This is a genomic window from Paracoccus sp. M683 (assembly GCF_007096355.1).
Lineage (GTDB): Bacteria > Pseudomonadota > Alphaproteobacteria > Rhodobacterales > Rhodobacteraceae > Paracoccus.
In genome coordinates, this window is record NZ_VKDF01000012.1 from 68,457 (window position 1) to 87,601 (window position 19,145).

General features: G+C 61.4%; 15 protein-coding genes. 14 read left to right on the forward strand and 1 reads right to left on the reverse strand.

Features of this window, described 5'->3' with window-relative positions; translation table 11 throughout:
* Positions 1 to 60 precede the first annotated feature (60 nt).
* Both rplK and rplA read left to right on the forward strand, forming a co-directional pair.
* A complete protein-coding gene (gene rplK, locus FNJ84_RS17575) occupies positions 61 to 513 on the forward strand; it encodes a 50S ribosomal protein L11 (protein ID WP_143794612.1) in 453 nt (150 codons plus the stop codon).
* 3 nt (positions 514 to 516) lie between these two features.
* Positions 517 to 1,215, forward strand: a complete 699-nt coding sequence (gene rplA / locus FNJ84_RS17580) for a 50S ribosomal protein L1 (RefSeq protein ID WP_143794613.1) — start codon at positions 517 to 519, stop codon at positions 1,213 to 1,215.
* Between the two features lie 37 nt (positions 1,216 to 1,252).
* On the opposite strand, the gene FNJ84_RS17585 is transcribed toward rplA, so the two are convergent.
* The gene (locus FNJ84_RS17585) at positions 1,253 to 2,047 is read right to left on the reverse strand and encodes a hypothetical protein (protein WP_185968583.1); all 795 of its coding nucleotides are present in this window, start codon (positions 2,045 to 2,047) and stop codon (positions 1,253 to 1,255) included.
* A gap of 390 nt (positions 2,048 to 2,437) precedes the next feature.
* Here FNJ84_RS17585 and rplJ point away from each other — a divergent pair, with 390 nt between their 5' ends.
* From rplJ to FNJ84_RS17645, 12 genes are all read left to right on the forward strand, one after another.
* On the forward strand, positions 2,438 to 2,953 hold the full coding sequence (gene rplJ / locus FNJ84_RS17590; RefSeq protein ID WP_143794615.1) for a 50S ribosomal protein L10: 516 nt from the start codon (positions 2,438 to 2,440) through the stop codon (positions 2,951 to 2,953).
* Between the two features lie 65 nt (positions 2,954 to 3,018).
* The gene (rplL, locus tag FNJ84_RS17595) at positions 3,019 to 3,390 is read left to right on the forward strand and encodes a 50S ribosomal protein L7/L12 (RefSeq protein WP_143794616.1); all 372 of its coding nucleotides are present in this window, start codon (positions 3,019 to 3,021) and stop codon (positions 3,388 to 3,390) included.
* A 64-nt stretch (positions 3,391 to 3,454) separates the two neighbouring features.
* Complete coding sequence (locus tag FNJ84_RS17600; protein WP_185968584.1) at positions 3,455 to 4,516, forward strand: glycosyltransferase; 1,062 nt, start codon at positions 3,455 to 3,457, stop codon at positions 4,514 to 4,516.
* 323 nt (positions 4,517 to 4,839) lie between these two features.
* Positions 4,840 to 8,991: a DNA-directed RNA polymerase subunit beta gene (rpoB, locus tag FNJ84_RS17605; RefSeq protein WP_143794618.1), complete on the forward strand. Its 4,152-nt coding sequence runs from the start codon at positions 4,840 to 4,842 to the stop codon at positions 8,989 to 8,991.
* A gap of 96 nt (positions 8,992 to 9,087) precedes the next feature.
* A complete protein-coding gene (gene rpoC, locus FNJ84_RS17610) occupies positions 9,088 to 13,314 on the forward strand; it encodes a DNA-directed RNA polymerase subunit beta' (protein ID WP_143794619.1) in 4,227 nt (1,408 codons plus the stop codon).
* 78 nt (positions 13,315 to 13,392) lie between these two features.
* A complete protein-coding gene (locus tag FNJ84_RS17615) occupies positions 13,393 to 13,752 on the forward strand; it encodes a hypothetical protein (RefSeq protein ID WP_143794620.1) in 360 nt (119 codons plus the stop codon).
* A 151-nt stretch (positions 13,753 to 13,903) separates the two neighbouring features.
* The gene (locus FNJ84_RS17620; RefSeq protein WP_143794621.1) at positions 13,904 to 14,839 is read left to right on the forward strand and encodes a DMT family transporter; all 936 of its coding nucleotides are present in this window, start codon (positions 13,904 to 13,906) and stop codon (positions 14,837 to 14,839) included.
* Between the two features lie 3 nt (positions 14,840 to 14,842).
* The gene (locus tag FNJ84_RS17625; protein WP_143794622.1) at positions 14,843 to 15,658 is read left to right on the forward strand and encodes a glycosyltransferase; all 816 of its coding nucleotides are present in this window, start codon (positions 14,843 to 14,845) and stop codon (positions 15,656 to 15,658) included.
* A 274-nt stretch (positions 15,659 to 15,932) separates the two neighbouring features.
* Positions 15,933 to 16,304 carry a 30S ribosomal protein S12 gene (rpsL, locus tag FNJ84_RS17630; protein ID WP_022705687.1) on the forward strand — a complete coding sequence of 124 codons (372 nt, stop codon included), beginning with the start codon at positions 15,933 to 15,935 and terminating at the stop codon, positions 16,302 to 16,304.
* A gap of 12 nt (positions 16,305 to 16,316) precedes the next feature.
* Positions 16,317 to 16,787, forward strand: coding sequence for a 30S ribosomal protein S7 (rpsG, locus tag FNJ84_RS17635; RefSeq protein WP_143794623.1), 471 nt, complete (start codon positions 16,317 to 16,319; stop codon positions 16,785 to 16,787).
* Positions 16,788 to 16,805: 18 nt separating this feature from the next.
* Positions 16,806 to 18,923, forward strand: coding sequence for an elongation factor G (gene fusA, locus FNJ84_RS17640; RefSeq protein ID WP_143794624.1), 2,118 nt, complete (start codon positions 16,806 to 16,808; stop codon positions 18,921 to 18,923).
* 84 nt (positions 18,924 to 19,007) lie between these two features.
* Positions 19,008 to 19,145, forward strand: a 138-nt coding sequence (locus tag FNJ84_RS17645; protein ID WP_255471279.1) for a GTP-binding protein, incomplete at its 3' end; no start/stop codon positions are given.

Below are 19,145 nucleotides of genomic sequence, written 5' to 3' on the forward strand. Positions count from 1 at the left end.
AGGCGTATGCCGCACCGCTAAATCGGCCCCAAGGGGTCTGATGATGAAGGAGAAGGCCAGATGGCCAAGAAAGTAGTCGGGCAGCTGAAGCTGCAAATCAAGGCGCAGGAAGCAACGCCTTCGCCCCCGGTCGGCCCTGCTTTGGGTCAGCGCGGGATCAACATCATGGAATTCTGCAAAGCGTTCAACGCCAAGACGCAGGAAATGACCAAGGGTTCGCCTGTTCCGGTCGTGATCACCTATTACCAGGACAAGTCGTTCACCTTCGAGACCAAGACTTCGCCCGCCTCTTACCTGCTGAAGCAGGCCGCTGGCCTGAAGCCGGTCGGCAAGCGCAACCGCGCCAAGGGTTCGGAAAAGCCGGGCCGCAACGTCGCCGGTTATGTGACCGTCAAGCAGGTTCGCGAGATCGCCGAAGCCAAGATGAAGGACCTGTCGGCCAATGACGTCGATCAGGCCATGAAGATCATCCTGGGCTCGGCCCGCTCGATCGGTATCGAGGTGAAAGGCTAAGCCATGGCAAAGATTGCAAAGAAAAAAGCCGCTGCCCGCGCTGCCTTTGAAGGCAAGTCCAACCTGACGGTTGCCGACGCGGTCAAGCTGGTGAAAGCCAATGCCAGCGCGAAATTCGACGAAACCGTCGAAATCGCGATGAACCTGGGCGTTGACCCGCGCCATGCCGACCAGATGGTCCGTGGCGTCGTCACGCTGCCCGCTGGCACCGGCAAGGACGTTCGCGTCGCCGTTTTCGCCCGTGGCCCCAAGGCTGACGAAGCCAAGGCCGCCGGTGCGGATATCGTTGGCGCCGAGGACCTGATGGAAACCATTCAGGGCGGCAAGATCGACTTTGATCGCTGCATCGCCACGCCGGACATGATGGCGCTGGTTGGCCGTCTGGGCAAGATCCTGGGCCCGCGCAACCTGATGCCGAACCCGCGTGTCGGCACCGTGACCATGGATGTGGCTGCCGCAGTGCAGGCCGCCAAGGGCGGTGAAGTGCAGTTCAAGGCCGAGAAAGCCGGCGTCGTCCATGCCGGTATCGGCAAGGTGTCCTTCACCGAGGACAAGCTGGCCGAGAACCTGCGCGCCTTTGTCGAGGCTGTTGGCCGGGCCAAGCCCGCAGGCGCGAAAGGGACCTATATGAAAAAGGTCTCGATCAGTTCGACCATGGGGCCGGGCGTTTCGGTCGACATCACCGACGCCACCGGCAACTGATGGCCACCGGGCATCGCCCCTGCGGCGGTGCCTGCCATCAGCGACCGGCGATTCGTCTTCGCCAATGTCCCAGAAATATTCGCGCCCGTCGCATCAGCGGCGGGCGCGGTTTCATGTAGAACCGCGCATTCGCCCCGAAATAATCGTCCTGAAACCCCTTCAGGAACCGCCCGATCCCGGTCCCCTTGCGAAAGGCGTCGCGGATGACGGGCAGGCGCGGTCCCCATTCATGGCAGTGAAAGATGCGGATATCGGGACTGTTCAGAAGCCGCAGCCCCCAGATGTCCATGGCGGCGACATAATCCTCGGCCGCGCCCTCGCTTGAGAAGCGGCCATAGCGGTCCTGCGATCCTTCGGTGCCACGCTGAAATTCCAGCCAGTCGGCGGGGCGGATCATCAGAAAGCCGTTGCTGATCCTTTGGGTCAGCGCGAAGTGTGCATCCGTCAATGGCCGATCGGCGCGATAGGGCAGGGTGGTGCCGGTCAGGAACCGGGCGCCCTGGGCCTGCATCAGCGCCCAGGCCGGGTCTTGCCAGTTCAGGTCCGGTTGGCGGAACGGAATATTGTCCAGCCTGACCACGCAGCCGAAATCGGTCTGCACCGCCGCAAACTGGGCGGCAAGCAAGGGGTTCTCGTCGGTCGTCGTTTCAGCGGCGGTGGTTGTGCCCAGAACGTGCAACTGGATGTCATGGCAGGCGCAGAGTGCGCCGAGGCTGGCCCTGATCTGATCCTGTTGACCGACATGGACGATCAGCGCTGTCACTGGCCAGTCAAGAAACTCGATCCAGTCCTGAAGAATCAGGCAATGATGCTCCTGAAGTACGAATGTCAAAAGGCTGACAGACGGTCGCCCCTGCTGGGTGTTCATCTCGGCCCTCGCCGTTGAGTTTTTCCTAGAGACATGATCTGAAAGTACAATATCGCCGTTAATGCGGCAATCCGCATCGCGTGACCGTGGCTGAATTAGGGCTTGGCATTCGCCGGCGTCCGGCCTATACACCCCGCTCGTGTCGCGCTCGTGCTTTTACGGGCGCACACTCACGTCCGAGACGGAGGGTGCCCCGCCAATATGGTGACGGCTTAATTTCCTTCCTGAGATGGGAACAAGCATTTTTCCGAAGGTTCGACCTTCGGGCGATCTTGCCCCGCGCGGACCCGCTCCGGTCCATTGCGGCCCGGAACTAGAAGAGCCGGGGGGAAACCCCCAACTTGGAGTGAAACCGTGGATAGAGCACAAAAAGAACAGGTGGTCGAGGAACTCGGCCAGATCTTTGACAGCTCTGGCGTCGTGGTGGTTGCCCACTACGAGGGGATGACGGTTGCGCAAATGCAGGACCTGCGCGCGCGTATGCGCGAAGAAGGCGGGTCCGTCCGTGTTGCCAAGAACAGGCTCGCCAAGATCGCCCTGGAGGGTAAGCCTTGCGCAAGCATCGCCGATTTCCTGACGGGCATGACCGTGCTTACCTATTCGGAAGATCCCGTGGCTGCGGCCCGGGTCGCCGAAAAATACGCCAAGGATAACGATAAATTCGTGATCCTGGGCGGTGCAATGGGTGACACGGCGCTTGATCCGGCCGGTGTGAAAGCCGTGGCCGCCATGCCGTCGCGTGAGGAGCTTATCGCTTCGATCGTGGCTGCGATTGGCGCCCCCGCCTCGAACATCGCCGGTGCGATTGGCGCACCTGCCTCGAACATCGCGGGCATCCTCACGACTCTGGAAGAGCGTGAGGCCGCTTGACGCAACCCGATCCCGTCGTGGGTTTGAAACCCGACGTTGGAACACCTTTATGAGAGAACGGAAAAATGGCTGATCTGAAAAAACTCGCCGAAGAAATCGTGGGCCTGACCCTGCTGGAAGCCCAGGAACTGAAGACCATCCTGAAGGATGAATACGGCATCGAGCCCGCCGCTGGCGGCGCCGTGATGGTTGCTGGCCCTGCCGCCGCTGCCGATGCCGCTGAAGAGAAGACCGAATTCGACGTCGTTCTGGTCGATGCCGGCGCCAACAAGATCAACGTGATCAAGGAAGTGCGCGGCATCACCGGTCTGGGCCTGAAAGAAGCCAAGGACCTGGTTGAAGCCGGTGGCAAAGTCAAAGAAGGCGCTGCCAAGGACGAAGCCGAAGAAATGAAGAAAAAGCTTGAAGCGGCTGGCGCCAAGGTCGAGCTGAAGTAATCCTTTCATGCGGGCGGCTCACGAATGGGCCGCCCGCATTTTTTTTATCGGCAGGGGGGGGATGATGGCGCCGCGATATCTTTTCATCTGCCCGAACCTGACCGCGCCCTCGGGCGGAATTGCGGTTCTTTATGACTGCGTCAGCATCCTGCGGCAGGCTGGTTATGATGCCTTTGTCGTCCATGAAGGGCCGGGCATTCGCTATCCGCTGTACCCCGAGGATGTGCCGATCCTTTATACGCTGAAGACCCGTCAGAACCGCATTGGCCGCATCGGCATGAGGGCACGCCCCGGCTATGGCGCGGCGATCTTGCGCGACCGGATCACCGGCGCGAAGGATCGGATGGTGCATCTGACCGAGCGCGACGTCCTTGTCGCGCCAGAGTTCATGCTGACCGATGTGATCGACTCGTTTCCGGGGCAACCGAAGATCGTTCTGTCGCAAAATTCCTTCGCCTATCTGGATTCGGTCTATACGTTGAACCGCTTTGGCCTGGATTGCGACGACGGGGTGATCGCAAATATCGGTATCAGCCGCAGTTGCCTGGAGGCCTTTGACCTTGTCGGCGGGCGGGCGCCACATTATGTCCCGGTAAGCCCAAATCTTTCATTGTTCGATTTTCGTGAAACCAAATCCGCGAAGATCGCCTATATGCCCAGGAAACGCCCTGAAGAGGCCGTGCTGATCGACCGCGCCTTGCGTCAGCGTGGCCGGATCGGGCAATTTGATCTGTGCCGTATCGACGGCATGCCCCAACCCGAGGTTGCCGCCCATCTGGGCGACAGCCTGATCTTCATCTCGCTGATGAAAGCTGAGGCGCTTGGTTTCCCGGCGATCGAGGCGATGGCCTCGGGCTGTATCGTCGTGGGATATACCGGCTTTGGCACGGAAGAATATTTTGACGAGACGACGGGTTTCCCGATCACCGAAGGGGATACCGCAGGTCTGGTCAAGACGGTCGAGGCGGTGGTGGCGGAATATGCGGCCGATCCGACGCGGCTGGATGCCATGCGGCGCCGCGCCTCGGAGGTGGTTCGGACGCGCTATAATCCGCAGCGGTTCCGTCAGGCTTTGCTGAAGACATGGGACGCGATCAGCAGCAACACGCAGGGAGGGCAGGGTTAGGCCGGTGATCGCAAGGAAGTTGGCGAAGGGGGGTTGCAATTGTTCTTGACAATGCTAGATAACTTCGCTCGCGATTCTTTTTCTCTGTTATGCTGCCCCAAGCGAAGGTCATCCATTCATCAAACTGGCCGTGATGTGGCTTTTCCGCGGCTGCTCTTGCAAAGTTCCGTTTGTTTACGGGCCTTTGCCGGATCAGCATTCAGGTTCGGGTGAGGCGCTGTGGGAAGCCCTCTGGTATTGAACCGATCTGATCTACAACCCGGCGCCCCCCGCTTACCCCGAGCGGGCAGGCGCATGACGTGTTGAAAAAGGAAGTCTTCCGCATGGCGCAAGCTTATGTCGGCCAGAAGCGCATCCGGCGCTATTACGGCAATATCCGCGAAGTTCTTGAAATGCCGAACCTCATCGAGGTTCAGAAATCCAGCTATGACCTGTTCCTGCGCTCGGGTGACGCGCCGCAGCATCAGGATGGCGAGGGTATCCAGGGCGTTTTCCAATCGGTCTTTCCGATCAAGGACTTCAACGAGACCGCCACCCTGGAATTCGTGAAATACGAGCTGGAAAAGCCGAAATACGACGTGGACGAATGCCAGGCGCGCGACATGACCTATGCCGCCCCGCTGAAGGTGACGCTGCGTCTGATCGTGTTCGATGTCGATGAAAACACCGGCGCCAAGTCGGTCAAGGACATCAAGGAACAGGACGTCTATATGGGCGACATGCCCCTGATGACCCAGAACGGCACGTTCATCGTGAACGGGACCGAGCGCGTGGTCGTCAGCCAGATGCACCGCAGCCCCGGCGTGTTCTTCGATCACGACCGCGGCAAGACCCACAGCTCGGGCAAGCTGCTGTTTGCCTGCCGTATCATCCCCTATCGCGGCAGCTGGCTGGACTTTGAATTTGACGCCAAGGACCTGGTCTTTGCGCGCATCGACCGCCGCCGGAAGCTGCCGGTGACGACGCTGCTCTATGCCCTGGGCATGGATCAGGAAGGCATCATGGACGCCTTCTATGACACCGTCGACTACAAGTTGCAGCGCGCCGGCAAGGGCAAAGAGGGTGGTTGGGTTACCCGCTTCTTCCCCGAGCGCGTGCGCGGCACCCGTCCCAGCTATGACCTGGTCAATGCCGATACCGGCGAGGTGATCACCAAGGCCGGCGACAAGGTGACGCCGCGTCTGGTCAAGCAATTGCTGGAATCGGGCGAGCGGGTGAACCTGCTGGTCCCGTTCGAGCGTATCGTCGGCCGCTTTGTCGCCAAGGATATCGTCAATGACGAGACCGGCTTCATCTATGCCGAGGCCGGTGACGAGATCACGGCGGAATATAACAAGGAAGGCGAATTGTCGGGCGGCGTGCTGAAAGTGCTGCTGGACAATGACGTCACCGATATTCCGGTGCTGGACATCGACCACGTCAATGTCGGTCCCTATATCCGCAACACCATGGCCGCCGACAAGAACATGGGCCGCGACACCGCGCTGATGGATATCTATCGCGTCATGCGTCCGGGCGAGCCGCCCACCGTCGAAGCCGCCAGCACCCTGTTCAACAGCCTGTTCTTTGACAGCGAGCGTTACGACCTGTCGGCCGTCGGTCGCGTGAAGATGAACATGCGCCTTGATCTGGACGCGCCGGACACGCAGCGCACCCTGCGTCACGAGGATATCGTGGCCTGTGTGCGCGGCCTGGTCGAGTTGCGCGATGGCAAGGGCGAGATCGACGATATCGACCATCTGGGCAACCGCCGGGTGCGTTCGGTCGGTGAGTTGATGGAAAACCAGTATCGCGTCGGCCTGCTGCGGATGGAGCGTGCCATCCGCGAGCGGATGTCGGGCGTCGAGATCGACACCGTCATGCCGCAGGACCTGATCAATGCCAAGCCGGCGGCGGCTGCTGTCCGCGAATTCTTCGGTAGCTCGCAGCTGTCGCAGTTCATGGACCAGACCAACCCGCTGTCGGAAGTGACGCATAAGCGGCGCCTGTCGGCCCTTGGGCCGGGCGGTCTGACGCGCGAGCGTGCTGGTTTTGAGGTGCGCGACGTTCACCCGACCCATTACGGCCGGATGTGCCCGATCGAAACGCCGGAAGGTCAGAACATCGGCCTGATCAACAGCCTGGCGACCTTTGCCCGCGTCAACAAATACGGCTTCATCGAAACCCCGTACCGCAAGGTGATCGAGGGCAAGGTGACCGACGACGTGGTCTATATGTCCGCGACCGAGGAAATGCGTCACACCGTGGCGCAGGCCAACGCGCAGCTGGATGATGACGGCAAGTTCGTCAACGAACTGGTCAGCACCCGTCAGGCGGGCGATTTCATGCTGAACCCGGTCGATGCCGTCGATCTGATCGACGTATCGCCCAAGCAGCTGGTCTCGATCGCTGCCGCGCTGATCCCCTTCCTGGAAAACGACGACGCCAACCGCGCGCTGATGGGCTCGAACATGCAGCGTCAGGCCGTGCCTCTGCTGCGGGCCGAGGCACCGTTTGTCGGCACCGGGATGGAGGCCATCGTGGCCCGCGATTCCGGCGCCGCCATCATGGCGCGCCGCGGCGGTGTGATCGACCAGGTTGATGCGCAGCGTATCGTTGTGCGCGCGACCGAGGATCTGGGCGCGGGCGACGCGGGCGTGGACATCTATCGTCTGCGCAAGTTCAAGCGTTCGAACCAGTCCTCGACCATCAACCAGCGTCCGCTGATCAAGGTGGGCGAGCGGGTGCAGAAGGGTCAGGTCATCGCTGACGGTCCCTCGACCGATCAGGGCGAACTGGCCATAGGCCGCAACGTGGTCGTCGCGTTCATGCCGTGGAACGGCTATAACTACGAAGACTCGATCCTGATTTCCGAGCGGATCCACCGCGATGACGTGTTCACCTCGATCCATATCGACGAATACGAAGTGGCGGCTCGCGACACCAAGCTTGGGCCCGAGGAAATCACCCGCGACATCCCGAACGTCGGTGAAGAGGCGCTGCGCAACCTCGACGAGGCTGGCATCGTCTATATCGGCGCCGAGGTCGGACCGGGCGATATTCTGGTGGGCAAGATCACGCCGAAGGGTGAAAGCCCGATGACGCCGGAAGAAAAGCTTCTGCGCGCCATCTTCGGCGAGAAAGCTTCGGACGTGCGCGATACCTCGCTGCGCCTGCCGCCCGGTGCTTACGGCACCATCGTCGAGGTCCGGGTGTTCAACCGCCACGGCATCGACAAGGACGAGCGTGCCTTGCAGATCGAGCGCGAGGAAGTGGAACGTCTGGCCCGTGACCGGGACGACGAACAGCACATTCTGGACCGCAACATCTATGCGCGTCTGAAAACGCTGATCTTGGGCAAGAAGGCCGTGAAAGGCCCGAAAGGCATCAAGGCCGGCGCGCTGATCGACGACGAATTGCTGGGCACGCTGTCGCGCGGCCAGTGGTGGCAGCTTGCTGTCAGCGAAGAGGATGTTGCCAAGGAAGTCGAGGCGCTGAACCAGCAATACGACAACCAGAAGAAGGCGCTGGAAAACCGCTTCGAGGACAAGGTCGAGAAGGTCCGTCAGGGCGACGACCTGCCGCCGGGCGTGATGAAGATGGTCAAGGTGTTCGTGGCGGTGAAGCGCAAGCTTCAGGCCGGGGACAAGATGGCCGGTCGTCACGGCAACAAGGGCGTCGTGTCCAAGGTCGTCCCGATGGAGGACATGCCCTTCCTTGCGGATGGCACCCCCGTCGATCTGGTTCTGAACCCGCTGGGCGTGCCGTCGCGTATGAACGTCGGTCAGATCCTGGAAACGCATATGGGTTGGGCCAGCCGTGGTCTGGGTCTGAAAATCGACGAGGCGCTGGAAGATTACCGGCGCAATGGCGACATGACCCCGGTTCGCGAAGCGATGAAGATCGGATATGGCGACGACCTGTATGCCGAGACCTTTGAGGGCATGGATGACGACCTGCTGGTCGAACACGCCAGCACCGTTCGCAGCGGTGTGCCGATCGCCACGCCCGTCTTTGACGGTGCGAAAGAGGCTGACGTGAACGACGCGCTGAAGCGCGCCGGTTTCGACACCTCGGGTCAGTCGGTGGTCTTTGATGGCCGCACGGGCGAGCAGTTCGCGCGTCCGGTCACGGTTGGCATGAAGTATGTCCTGAAGTTGCATCACCTTGTCGATGACAAGATGCATGCCCGCTCGACCGGCCCGTACTCGTTGGTCACGCAGCAGCCGCTGGGTGGTAAGGCGCAGTTCGGTGGTCAGCGTCTGGGTGAGATGGAGGTCTGGGCGCTGGAAGCTTACGGCGCCGCCTATACCCTGCAGGAAATGCTGACGGTGAAGTCGGATGACGTCGCTGGCCGGACCAAGGTCTATGAAAGCATCGTGAAGGGCGAGGACAATTTCGAGGCCGGCGTGCCGGAATCGTTCAACGTTCTCGTCAAAGAGGTCCGGGGTCTGGGCCTCAACATGGAACTCCTGGATGCGGAGGAGGACGAGTAACGGTGCGTGCAAGCACGCACCCTACGGTCCGAATTCGGTAGGGTGCGTGGTCCCCACGCACCTTTCCTCCCCCGTGCCCTTCATTAGGAATTGAAAATGAACCAGGAACTCGCCACCAATCCGCTGAACCCGCTGGCCCCGCCGCGGCAGTTCGACGAAATCAAGATCTCGCTGGCCTCGCCCGAAGAAATTCTGGCTTGGTCGTTCGGCGAGGTGAAAAAGCCCGAAACCATCAACTACCGCACGTTCAAGCCGGAACGTGACGGTCTGTTCTGCGCGCGCATTTTTGGCCCGATCAAGGACTATGAATGCCTGTGCGGCAAATACAAGCGCATGAAATATCGCGGTCTGGTCTGCGAAAAATGCGGCGTGGAAGTGACCCTGCAAAAGGTCCGCCGCGAGCGTATGGGCCATATCGAACTGGCCGCGCCCGTTGCGCATATCTGGTTCCTGAAATCGCTGCCGTCCCGCATCGGCCTGATGCTGGACATGACGCTGCGCGATCTGGAACGGATCCTGTATTTCGAAAACTACGTCGTGATCGAGCCCGGTCTGACCGACCTGACCTATGGCCAGTTGCTGACCGAGAAAGAATTCCTTGATGCACAGGACCAGTACGGCGCCGACGCCTTTACCGCCGATATCGGTGCCGAGGCGATCCGCACCATGCTGGCCAATATCGACCTGGAATCGACCGCCGAGCAACTGCGCGAAGAGCTGAAGGAAGCCACGGGCGAGCTGAAGCCGAAGAAAATCATCAAGCGGCTGAAGATCGTCGAATCCTTCCTCGAGTCGGGCAACCGGCCCGAATGGATGGTGCTGACCGTGATCCCGGTCATCCCGCCGGAACTGCGTCCGCTGGTTCCGCTGGATGGCGGCCGTTTCGCGACTTCGGACCTGAACGATCTGTATCGCCGGGTCATCAACCGCAACAACCGTCTGAAGCGCCTGATCGAATTGCGCGCACCCGACATCATCGTCCGCAACGAAAAGCGGATGTTGCAGGAATCGGTCGATGCGCTGTTCGATAACGGCCGTCGTGGCCGCGTGATCACCGGAAACAACCGTCGCCCGCTGAAATCGCTGTCTGACATGCTGAAGGGCAAGCAGGGCCGCTTCCGCCAGAACCTTCTGGGCAAGCGCGTGGACTTCTCGGGTCGTTCGGTCATCGTGACCGGCCCGGAACTGAAGCTGCATCAGTGCGGCCTGCCGAAGAAGATGGCCTTGGAGCTGTTCAAGCCTTTCATCTATTCGCGGCTTGAGGCGAAGGGGCTTTCCTCGACGGTCAAGCAGGCCAAGAAGCTGGTCGAGAAGGAACGTCCCGAGGTCTGGGATATTCTGGACGAGGTGATCCGCGAGCACCCGGTTCTGCTGAACCGTGCGCCGACGCTGCACCGTCTTGGGATTCAGGCGTTCGAACCGATCCTGATCGAAGGCAAGGCGATCCAGCTGCACCCGCTGGTCTGCTCGGCCTTCAACGCTGACTTCGACGGCGACCAGATGGCCGTGCACGTTCCGCTGAGCCTTGAGGCCCAGCTGGAAGCGCGCGTCCTGATGATGTCGACGAACAACGTTCTGTCGCCCGCCAACGGCGCGCCGATCATCGTTCCGTCGCAGGACATGATCCTTGGTCTCTATTACGTGTCGATGATGCGTGAGGGGATGAACGGCGAAGGCATGGTCTTTGCCAATACCGACGAGGTCGAACACGCCCTTGCCGCAGGCGAGGTGCATCTGCACGCCAAGATCACCGCGCGTCTGAAGCAGATCGACGAAGACGGCAACGAGGTCATGCAGCGCTTTGAAACCACGCCGGGTCGCATCCGGCTTGGCACGCTGCTGCCGCTGAACGCCAAGGCGCCGTTCGAGCTGGTCAACCGCCTGCTGCGCAAGAAAGACGTGCAGCACGTCATCGACACCGTTTACCGCTACTGCGGCCAGAAAGAGGCCGTGATCTTCAGTGACAAGATCATGGGTCTGGGCTTCCGCGAAGCTTTCCGTGCCGGCATCAGCTTTGGCAAGGACGACATGGTGGTCCCCGACAACAAGTGGGACATCGTCGGCGAAGTGCAGGAGCAGGTGAAAGAGTTCGAACAGCAATATCTGGACGGTCTGATCACCCAGGGCGAGAAGTACAACAAGGTCGTCGACGCCTGGTCGAAATGCAACGATCGCGTGACCGAGGCCATGATGGCCACGATCTCGGCCACCAAGAAGGACGATGCCGGCGCCGAACTGGAACCGAACAGCGTCTATATGATGGCCCATTCGGGCGCGCGGGGTTCGGTCAGCCAGATGAAACAGCTGGGCGGGATGCGCGGTCTGATGGCCAAGCCCTCGGGCGAGATCATCGAGACGCCGATCATCTCGAACTTCAAGGAAGGTCTGACCGTTCTTGAATACTTCAACTCGACCCACGGCGCCCGGAAAGGTCTGTCGGATACCGCGTTGAAGACCGCGAACTCGGGCTATCTGACCCGTCGTCTGGTCGACGTGGCGCAGGACTGCATCGTGCGCGAGCATGATTGCGGCACTGACCGCGCGATCACCGCGACGGCGGCCGTCAACGATGGCGAGGTCATCTCGCCTCTCAGCGAGCGTGTGCTGGGCCGGACCGCGGCCGACGACGTTCTGGTTCCGGGCAGCGACGAGATCATCGTCCGCGCCGGCGACCTGATCGACGAGCGCAAGGCCGACGAGATCGAGGAATCGGGCGTGCAGTCGGTGCGCATCCGGTCGGCGCTGACCTGCGAAAGCGACGATGGCGTTTGCGCGATGTGCTATGGCCGCGACCTGGCCCGTGGCACGCTGGTCAATATCGGCGAGGCTGTCGGCATCATCGCCGCCCAGTCCATCGGCGAACCCGGCACGCAGCTGACGATGCGGACCTTCCACATCGGCGGCATCGCACAGGGTGGCCAGCAGTCGTTCATGGCGGCGAACCAGGAAGGCACGGTGTCGTTCCAGAACGAGAACGTGCTGGAAAACGCCTCGGGCGAACTGATCGTGATGAGCCGCAACATGCAGCTGCACGTGATGAACGCGCAGGGCGAATCCGTGGCCAGCCACAAGCTGTTCTACGGTTCCAAGCTGTTCGTGCGCGAAGGCGACAAGGTCGTTCGCGGTCAGAAGATGTTCGAATGGGATCCCTATACCCTGCCGATCATCGCCGAAAAGGCGGGCATGGCGCGCTTTGTCGACCTTCTCTCGGGCCTGTCGGTCCGTGACGAGACCGACGATGCCACCGGCATGACCCAGAAGATCGTCAGCGATTGGCGCTCGGCCCCCAAAGGCAACGACCTGAAGCCCGAGATCATCATCATGGGCGAGGATGGCGAACCGGTGCGCAACGACGCGGGTAATCCGGTCACCTATCCGATGTCGGTGGATGCGATCCTTTCCGTCGAGGACGGTCAGGAAATCAAAGCCGGCGACGTGGTGGCACGTATCCCGCGCGAAGGCGCCAGGACCAAGGACATCACCGGGGGTCTTCCCCGCGTGGCGGAACTGTTCGAGGCCCGTCGTCCCAAGGATCACGCGATCATCGCCGAAATCGACGGTTATGTGCGCTTTGGCAAGGACTACAAGAACAAGCGCCGCATCGCCATCGAGCCGGCCGACGAGAACCTTGAGCCCGTCGAATACATGGTGCCGAAAGGCAAGCACATCCCGGTGCAGGAAGGCGACTTCGTGCAGAAGGGTGACTATATCATGGACGGTAACCCCGCCCCGCATGACATCCTGCGGATCATGGGGATCGAGGCGCTGGCCGACTACCTGATCGACGAGGTTCAGGACGTCTATCGTCTGCAAGGTGTGAAGATCAACGACAAGCATATCGAGGTGATCGTTCGCCAGATGCTTCAGAAGATCGAGATCATCGACAGCGGCGATACCACGTTGCTGAAGGGCGAGCATGTCGACCGCGACGAGTTCGAGGAAGAGAACGCCAAGATCGAAGCCAAGGGCGGCAAACCCGCCACGGGCGAGCCTGTTCTGCTGGGTATCACCAAGGCCAGCTTGCAGACCCGCAGCTTCATCTCGGCCGCCTCGTTCCAGGAAACGACCCGCGTGCTGACCGAGGCCGCCGTTCAGGGCAAGCGCGACAAGCTGGTCGGGCTGAAGGAAAACGTCATCGTCGGCCGGCTGATCCCGGCCGGCACCGGTGGCGCCACTGCCCGCGTGCGTCGTATCGCGTCCGAGCGTGACCAGGACGTGATCGTGGCCCGCCGCGCCGAGGCCGAGGCCGCCGCAGCCCTGGCGGCCCCGGTGGCCGAGCCGGTGGTGGACGTGGCCTTCACCGAGGTCGAAACCGAAGAATGATCCGACCGCAAGGTTGATCAGACCAGATCCAGCCCCGGCGTCATGTCGGGGCTGTTTCCATATCAGGACTGTCAGATCGTGAGGTGGCCACGACTGAAACCGACTTTCATCTCGCCGATCATTGCGGCGCTTGCCCAGGCCGCATGTGTCAAGCCGGCACCGCCAGAGCCGGTCGGCACCCGCGACGGCAAGCCGGTCTATCAGATCTTTACCAGCATGCAGGCCACCGAAAAGCCGACCGAAGCGCAGCTGGCACGGATGTCCGCGCAATTGCAGGGCACAGGTCGGGGCAATCTGGCAGAGCGGGCATCAGCGCAATGCCCCTCTGGCCACGACATCGTCGGCCAGACGCAGCCCGAGGCTTCGTTCAGCATGACCATGGCAAATGGCACCCCGCTGTATCGCGTCGGCCAGACATTCGAGATTTCCTGCCGCTAAGGACATCCGCGCCGCTGTTTCGGCGGCTGCCGGCCTGATCGGCGGCCCCCTGTTTGCGTCTCTGTCTGCAAATCGCGAGGCGGCGGGGGCTTTTCATTGCCCGCGGGCAGGCGTAACCCAAACCAAACCTGTATACCAAAAGGCCCCTGCCATGCGGACCCCGATCCTGTCGCCCAACCGCAAGGTCCGGCCCGCCGCCATCCAGCCCAAGACGCATAGCCACGGCGACAACTTGCGGGGCGCGATGTTGATGTGCGTGGCGATGGTGTTCTTCACGCTGAACGACACGGTGATGAAATTCGTCACCCAGGATCTGCCGCTTTATCAGTCGATCACCATTCGCGGCGGGGTGGTCATGCTGGGCCTGATTTTTCTGACGCTGCGCGAGGGGGGGCTGCGGCTGCGGTTGCCGCGCCGGGCGGTGTTGCCGATGGCGCTGCGCCTTGTTGGCGAGGTCGGGTCGACCATTCTGTTTCTGAATGCGCTGAAGCATATGGCGATTGGCGATCTGTCGGCGATCATGCAATCGCTGCCGCTGGCGGTGATGCTGGCCGCCGCGCTGTTCTTTGGCGAAAGCCTGGGCTGGCGGCGCATCCTGGCGGTGCTGGTCGGTCTGGCGGGCGTCCTGATGATCCTTCGGCCGGGAACATCGGCCTTTACCGTCTGGTCGGCGCTTGGCCTCGGCTCGGTGGCGCTGGTGGTCCTGCGCGATCTGGCGACGCGGATGTTCAGCCGCGAGATAAGCTCGTCCACCATCGCCTTCTATGCTGCCGTTTCGGTGACGCTGTCGGCGGCGCTGCTGAGCATCGAAGAAGGCTGGCAGCGCCCGACGGTCGAACAGGCCGCGCTGCTGGTCCTGGCGGGGGCGTTCCTGACGGTCGGCTATATGACGGTCGTGGCGACGATGCGCGTGGGCGAGATTTCCTTTGTCGCGCCGTTCCGTTATGTCTCTCTGGTGGTGGCGATCTTGCTGGGGCTGGTGGTCTTTGGCGAATGGCCGGATCTGTGGACGTGGATCGGCGCGGGGCTGATCGTGTCGGCAGGGATCTATTCGATCTGGCGCGAGGGCCAGCTGCGCGAGGGGTAATGGATGCGGGTGCAGATGCTGGGCCTGATGCGGTGGTCCTATCTGGGCCTGCGCGGCTATCAGAAGGACCACGCCACCATCGCCGAGCGGCGCGCCTTCCTCTATGATCCCGCCCGGCTGGAAAGGCGCTGGTTCTGGTTCGAACATGTCGCCTTGCCGGCTTGGCGGGCACAGACCGATGCCGATTTTACCCTTGTCATCATGACCGGCCCCGATTTGCCGCAGCCCTACCTGTCGCGCTTGCAGGATGTCGTCGCCGCGACCCCCCAGTTCCGGCTGGAACTGGTGCCGCCGATGGACCGCCATCTGGAAGCCTGCCTGGCCGCGATCCGTCCGCATATCGACCGCGATGCCGATGTGGTCGGGCATTTCCGCCATGATGACGATGATGCGGTTGCTTTCGACTATGTCGAATGCGCACGGCGCGATTTCCGGCCGATCACCGACCTGTGGCAGGTCGAACGCCGGCTGTCGCTGGATCATTCGCGGGGATTGATGGCCAAGGTAACGCCCGAGGGGTTGGAGTTGATCCCAAGGATCTGTCACAATATGGGCGTGGCGCTGACGGTTTTCCTTGGGCCTGAACGCGATGCGACGGCGGTGCATTTCAACCATGCCAAGCTGGGCCTGTGGATGCCCGGCGTCAGCATTCCGCAGCCGCTGATGTTCTTGCGGCTGATGCATGGGGATGGCGATTCAGGCTCGCTTGGTGCCGGCTATCCATGGGAGGCCGAACCGGCATCCCTGCCGGATCGGATGCGGCGGCGCCTTGGGCTGGACCACGCCTTGCTGGACGCGGCCGCGCGCCGATTTTCCTAGGGCTGGGCAGGGGACTGTTGGCCTTGCCCCGCTGTTGACAGCCCCCATGATTCCCCCTATATGCCCCACACCCGAGGCGGCCGCCTTGGGCAGCCAGAACCTGTGTGGTCACGATCCGGGCCGTTTCACGCCCCGATCCTCTGGAAAACGACGCGTCCTCCCCGCGAGGGGTTGGGTGCAGTTTGGCGTTTTGCGGTATGCGCAAGGCGCTGTCGAGAAGTGGTGCACCCTGACAGGGGTGCGAGTATTGACGTAAAGCAAGACGGGGAACCGAATGCCGACGATTCAACAGCTGATCCGCAAACCGCGGCAGCCCAAGGTGCAGCGCAGCAAGTCGCAGCACCTGCAAGGATGCCCGCAGAAGCGCGGTGTCTGCACGCGCGTCTACACAACGACGCCGAAAAAGCCTAACTCTGCTATGCGGAAAGTCGCCAAGGTGCGTCTGACCAATGGTTTTGAAGTCATTTCCTACATTCCGGGCGAAAAGCACAACCTTCAGGAACACAGCGTCGTGCTGATCCGTGGCGGCCGTGTGAAAGACCTTCCGGGTGTCCGTTACCACATCCTGCGCGGTGTGCTGGATACCCAGGGCGTCAAAGATCGTCGTCAGCGTCGTTCGAAATACGGCGCGAAGCGTCCGAAATAAGGAGAGGCATCAATGTCCCGTCGTCACGCCGCTGAAAAGCGCGAAGTCCTGCCCGACGCCAAATTTGGCGATCGCGTGCTGACCAAATTCATGAACAACCTGATGGTTGACGGCAAGAAATCGGTTGCCGAGCGTATCGTCTATAACGCTTTGGACCGTGTCGAAACCCGCCTGAAGCGCGCCCCTGTCGAGGTCTTCCATGAAGCCCTGGACAACGTGAAACCCTCGGTCGAGGTCCGCTCGCGCCGTGTGGGTGGTGCCACCTATCAGGTGCCGGTTGAGGTTCGTCCGATCCGCCGCGAGGCGCTGGCGATCCGCTGGCTGATCGACGCTGCCAAGAAGCGCAACGAAAACACCATGGAAGAGCGTCTGGCCGGCGAGCTGACCGATGCCGTCCAGGGCCGCGGCACCGCCGTCAAGAAGCGTGAAGACACGCACAAGATGGCCGACGCCAACAAGGCGTTCAGCCACTACCGCTGGTAAGGCGAAAGGAAGTCACTCATGGCACGCGAATATCCGCCGCAGCGCTATCGCAACTTCGGCATCATGGCCCATATTGATGCCGGCAAGACCACCACGACCGAGCGTATCCTTTACTACACCGGCAAGTCCCACAAGATCGGCGAAGTCCATGACGGCGCCGCGACGATGGACTGGATGGAACAAGAGGCCGAGCGCGGCATCACCATCACCTCGGCTGCGACCACGACGTTCTGGCAGCGTCAGGAAGATCCGACGACCGAAAGCGACACCAAGTATCGCTTCAACATCATCGACACGCCGGGCCACGTCGACTTCACCATTGAAGTCGAACGTTCGCTGGCCGTTCTGGATGGCGCGATCTGCCTTCTGGACGCCAATGCCGGTGTCGAGCCGCAGACCGAAACCGTCTGGCGCCAGGCTGACCGCTATGGCGTGCCGCGGATCGTGTTCGTCAACAAGATGGACAAGATCGGCGCCGACTATTTCAACTGCGTCCGCATGATCAAGGACCGTACCGGCGGCACCCCTTGCCCGATCGCCCTGCCGATCGGCGCCGAGGACAAGCTGGAAGGCATCATCGACCTGATCAAGATGGAAGAGTGGGTCTGGAAGGGCGAAGATCTTGGCGCAAGCTGGGTTCGTCAACCGATCCGCGACGACCTGAAGGATCTGGCCGACGAATGGCGCGGCAAGATGATCGAACTGGCCGTCGAAATGGACGACGACGCCATGGAAGCCTATCTGGAAGGCAACGAGCCTGACGAAGCGACCCTGCGCAAGCTGATCCGCAAGGGCACGCTGTCGCTGACCTTCTTCCCGGTCATGGCTGGCTCGGCCTTCAAGAACAAGGGCGTGCAGCCGCTGCTGAACGCCGTTATCGACTTCCTGCCGGCACCGGTCGACGTGCCCGTCCTGAAGGGCTTTGCCCCCGATGACGAATCGGAAGAGCGCAACATCGAGCGTCCGGCCGACGACTCGGCGCCGTTCTCGGCGCTGGCGTTCAAGATCATGAACGACCCCTTCGTCGGTTCGCTGACCTTCACCCGCATCTATTCGGGTGTGGTGAAGAAGGGCGACCAGATGCTGAACTCGACCAAGGGCAAGCGCGAGCGTGTTGGCCGCATGATGATCATGCACGCCATCAACCGCGAGGAAATCGAGGAAGCTTTCGCCGGCGACATCATCGCGCTGGCGGGTCTGAAGGACACCACCACGGGTGACACGCTGTGTGATCCGGCCAAGCCGGTGGTTCTGGAAACCATGACCTTCCCCGAGCCGGTGATCGAGATCGCCGTCGAGCCGAAGTCGAAAGCTGACCAGGAAAAGATGGGCCTCGCCCTTCAGCGCCTGTCGGCCGAAGACCCGTCCTTCCGCGTCGAAACCGATCTGGAATCGGGTCAGACGATCATGAAGGGCATGGGCGAACTTCACCTCGACATTCTGGTCGACCGGATGAAGCGCGAGTTCAAGGTCGAGGCGAATATCGGTGCGCCGCAGGTGGCTTACCGTGAAACCATCTCGTCGCAGGCCGACATCGACTATACGCACAAGAAACAGACCGGTGGTACCGGCCAGTTCGCGCGTATCAAGCTGATCATCACCCCGACCGAGCCGGGCGAAGGTTACTCGTTCGAAAGCAAGATCGTGGGCGGTGCGGTGCCGAAGGAATACATCCCCGGCGTCGAAAAAGGCATCAAGTCGGTGATGGATTCGGGCCCGCTGGCCGGCTTCCCGGTGATCGACTTCAAGGTCGCGCTGATCGACGGTGCGTTCCATGACGTTGACTCGTCGGTCCTGGCCTTTGAAATCGCTGCCCGTGCCGCGATGCGCGACGGCCTGAAAAAGGCTGGCGCCAAGCTGCTGGAACCGATCATGAAGGTCGAGGTTGTGACGCCGGAAGAATATACCGGTTCGATCATCGGCGATCTCACCAGCCGTCGTGGCATGGTGCGTGGTCAGGACAGCCGCGGCAACGCGAACGTCATCGACGCGATGGTGCCGCTGGCCAATATGTTCGGCTATATCAACAACCTGCGTTCGATGTCTTCGGGCCGCGCAGTGTTCACGATGCAGTTCGACCATTACGAGGCCGTGCCGCAGAACATCTCGGACGAGATCCAGAAGAAATACGCGTAATCAAGGCGGTGCGTGGGAAACCACGCACCCTACCAACCCTGTAGGGTGCGTGCTGGCACGCACCGTCACGAAAAGGAGCCAACAATGGCAAAGGCAAAGTTTGAACGTAACAAACCGCATGTCAACATCGGGACGATTGGTCACGTTGACCATGGCAAGACGACGCTGACGGCTGCGATTACGAAGTATTTCGGCGAATTCAAGGCCTATGACCAGATCGAC